General features: G+C 39.8%; 3 protein-coding genes and 1 pseudogene. 3 read left to right on the top strand and 1 reads right to left on the bottom strand.

Features of this window, described 5'->3' with window-relative positions:
- The coding region (locus AC1DRF_RS18810; RefSeq protein ID WP_477741387.1) for a BCCT family transporter at positions 1 to 1,400 on the top strand (1,400 nt) is incomplete at its 5' end.
- A 48-nt stretch (positions 1,401 to 1,448) separates the two neighbouring features.
- Here AC1DRF_RS18810 and AC1DRF_RS18805 read toward each other — a convergent pair.
- Positions 1,449 to 2,387, bottom strand: coding sequence for a VanW family protein (locus AC1DRF_RS18805; RefSeq protein ID WP_477741386.1), 939 nt, complete (start codon positions 2,385 to 2,387; stop codon positions 1,449 to 1,451).
- 178 nt (positions 2,388 to 2,565) lie between these two features.
- Between AC1DRF_RS18805 and AC1DRF_RS18800 the strand changes: the two genes are divergently transcribed.
- Both AC1DRF_RS18800 and AC1DRF_RS18795 read left to right on the top strand, forming a co-directional pair.
- Positions 2,566 to 3,381, top strand: coding sequence for a hypothetical protein (locus AC1DRF_RS18800; RefSeq protein WP_477741385.1), 816 nt, complete (start codon positions 2,566 to 2,568; stop codon positions 3,379 to 3,381).
- 188 nt (positions 3,382 to 3,569) lie between these two features.
- A pseudogene (locus AC1DRF_RS18795) lies at positions 3,570 to 3,934 on the top strand (FUSC family protein); the annotation flags it as partial.

Here is a 3,934-nt window from a genome sequence, read left to right as displayed (position 1 = left end):
TGGTAATTGCATGTATTGGTGTTTATTTTTCACCGCTCGGCAATGTTAAAATAGGAGGGCCTGACGCAAAACCCTTTCTTAAATTCGGCAACTGGTTTGCGATTACCTTATGTACAACCATAGCTGCAGGCGTTACGTTTTGGGGAATTGTGGAACCGATCTACCACGTATCTGCACCTCCTGAATCGTTAGGAATTAAACCGAATTCTCCACAAGCAGCCATTTTCTCGATGTCTTCTATGTACCTTCACTGGACCATTTCGCCGTATGCAATTTATTGCGTACCTGCAATTGTATTTGCATTTGCTTATTACAATATGAAAAAACCGTTCAGTCTAGGATCTACGCTAGCTCCAATTTTAGGGGATAAAATTAACGGGAAAACAGGAAAAATAATTGATGCGGTATGTTTGTACACTCTTGCTCTTGGGATGGCCTCTTCTCTTGGAACAAGTGTTTTAAATTTAGCAGGAGGCGTTAATCATTTGAGCGGTATTGCCAGCAACCCTTTACTCTGGGCGATTATAACGGCTGCCGTTACAATCACCTTTATTTTATCCGCATCAAGCGGCTTAATGAAAGGAATTAGAATTTTATCAGATATTAATATGAAAGCGTTCTACGGCATTGCCATTTTTATATTTATTGTAGGACCAAGCTCTTATATTTTAAATTTAGGGACGGAGTCGGCCGGTAATTATTTTACGCATTTTTTTGAAAAAAGCTTATTTACAGGAGCGGCAGCAGGCGATACGTGGCCGCAGTCATGGACTACTTTTTACTGGGCAAGCTGGTTTTCATGGGCAGCTATCACCGCATTATTTTTAGGAAGAATTGCATACGGATATAAAGTGAAAACGATGATTCTTGTGAACTTTATTTTACCAGCCTTTTTTGGAGGCGTATGGATGACGATATTTGGCGGAACATCGATTCATATGCAAATGACAGGAGGGAAACTCGCAGATATTATGGCACAAAACGGGCCTGAAGCCGTTTTGTATGCAGTATTTGCTGCTTTACCGTTCGCTAAATTTGTTATTCCGTTCTACTTGTTTATCGTGTTCATTTCATTCGTGACAGCGGCAGATTCTAATATGGAAGCGATGGGCGGAATCAGTTCATCGGGAATTTCTCCGCAAAGCCCGTCTCCGGGCATTATGATTAAAGTAGTATGGGGTGTCACTGTAAGTTTAGTAGGGTGGGTGATGATTAGTTTTGCAAAATTAGACGGAATTAAAATGTTAGCCAATCTAGGAGGAGTTCCTGCCCTGTTTTTAGGTATAGGTGTTCTTATTGCATTAGTCAAAATTGCTCAAAATCCAGCCAAATACGATCGAACGACAAAGGTAGATAAAAACGCTGCGATTAAAGATGCAGATGAAACAAAAGCTGTATAAGCTGTATAAATAAAAGCAAGGAGGGATTACTCCTTGCTTTTTTACGTTTTAATCGGCAGGCTCAGTATCAACATGCGATTCAATTTTTTTCTCTTTCGGCAATTGATCAATAGAAGCCCAAGGCACGCGGCGAGGCTTATATTCAATCGCATCAGTAGAGTAAACGGCCACGCTTACGACTCCCCCGTGCACCTGCGCTCGAATCAACAAAGGATCACTATACGTATTTTTAAAATGAAAGTCAGGTCCATACCAGCTGACGGTAGCGTCTCGTCCAGGAGGTACGTAGGAAACACTGCGGCTGTGTGAGTAACGCTGTGTAATCGTTAGGCCAGCGTTATCGACGGCGTTAAATAAAGTAGAAGAAACTTGGCAAATTCCTCCTCCAACTCCTTCAGAATACTCTCCTTTTACAATGATTGGCGCACGCATATACCCTTTTGCTGCCGTTCTTTTTCCGACGGTTTGATTAAAAGAGAAAACTTCCCCAGGAAATATAACGCTGCTGTCTAGTGATTCAGCTGCAAGAGAAATATTGTGAGAACGATTTTTATTGTGAGGGTTAAATACCGTATGATAATGACCGATTTGCTTAATTCGAATCGTTGCAAGCAGCTCTTTATCTACGCGAGGCGGAACAGGAAGCGTCGGGATTTCTAATGTTGACGTACCGMCGTTAAAAAAATAAGTATAAAATTTCTCCGCAAAATCTTTATGATATAGTTTGACACCCGCTTGCTCAGGAACAATTTGTCCGCTTTTATCAATGCGGGCATTTATGGGCTCTCTATATGTTTTTTTATCCAATTCTTCTAGAAGAAGATTGTATCGATCATGATCAACCATAGGTACAGGAAGAAGAGGCACGGCCACTTTATCCCGTTCAATCCGTTCAATTGGTTTACCGTCATGAGTAATAGATAGGTGGTCTTGTGTAGAAAGAGGTTGAATGAGCATTAAAAGTCCAACCATCCAAGTGAAATTCATATCATATACCTCGCTTTCACCTGTTAGTATGAATAAAATGAACCGTTTAATGTATAAGATTCACAAGCTCTTTTTTGTATTATTTTCCATGAGCTTAGCGTGTAAAAATTTCTATTTATAATTGTCTGTGTACTTTCGCATATTACATAGAGAAACTACAAGGTAATGAGGGTAGACAATGACAAAATTAATGATTTTAGTCTTTATGCTTATTAGTTTTTTTGTGCATCCCCAAAAGATGAAAGCAGAAGAAAACCTTACGTATTTTCCGGTAAGTGACACAGGAAAAGTATTAAAGTGGAAACGTGTAGAAAGCTTACTGCCGAAGGGGAAAAAATTTAAAGTGATCGATGTAGAAACCGGCTTTTACTTTTACGTGCAGCGAAGAGCAGGCTCACACCATGCAGATGTTCAGCCGCTTACACGTCAAGATACGAAAGTAATGAAGCACTTATATAATGGGAAATGGAGCTGGAACCGAAGAGCTGTTCTCATTCCGTTTAAAGGTCAAATGCTTGCCGCTTCCATGAACGGAATGCCTCACGGAGCCGGTGCGCKTGACAATGGATTCCCCGGTCATTTTTGCATTCACTTTGCAGGAAGTACGACTCACAAGTCTCAAAATGTGGATCCAGGTCATCAGTTAATGGTATTAAAAGCAGGAGGAAAGCTTGATGAATATGCATTGAAAGCTGAGCCGGCAGAAGTCGTAAATATGTTTTTAACAGGATTAAAGCAAGATGACGATGCCTTAATGCAGCCGGTTTTGCGCGTGAAGCAAGAGCATAAGCTATGGGCAAAACTGCATAGTATCTCCACTATTTATTATAAAACGGACTTATTTCATGCAAAAAAGTATAAAACAAAAGAGAAAATCGCCGTAGAGTGCCTTATTTATTACGAAGATAAAGGGGCTCAAAAGACCACGATGGTTTTTACTTTAAAGAGAAATCCATTAACAAACGGGTGGGAAATTTCTTCTCTTACATTGTAAGTACTGATTAATGCTTAAAAACACATCTGATAGAAAACAGATGTGTTTTTAAGCATTTGTTTAGCTCTTTAGTCCTTCGCAATGTTATAGTGTAAAAACGTGCTTACATACGATAGAAAAGAATAAAAAAGGGTATAAGTAATAATATTACTCTTTCTACAAAGAACTCTACAGCACGAAAGGAGAGGGTGTTTATTTTTTCATATTGGTTTAGCCGCTTAGTTGCTGCAGACCCTGGACGAAAAAGGCTCAAAACGGCTTCCAAAGCTACGATCAGCGTCATTACAGCGGTCGTTATTATGCTGATTGTATTAAAAGCAGCGGGAAGCTCACAAATTACCGCTGCTATTTTAGCAGGCGTAATCGGCCTGATGGGTATATTGGTTGTGAATGATGAAACAACAAAAGCAAAAAAAGTGACAACAGGCTTAGTAGCGCTTTCTAGCGCCGTTTCTCTCGGAATTGGCTCGTTTTTATCACGATATGGACAAGTAGAAAATATTTTTCTCGTTCTGTTGGTGTTTTTGTCTTTTTATTTACAGAGATTTGGTAT

This window comes from Priestia sp. P5_B4 (assembly GCF_056400385.1).
The sequence above is the reverse complement of the archived record's forward strand: the minus strand, read 5'-3'. Positions and strand labels throughout refer to the sequence as shown.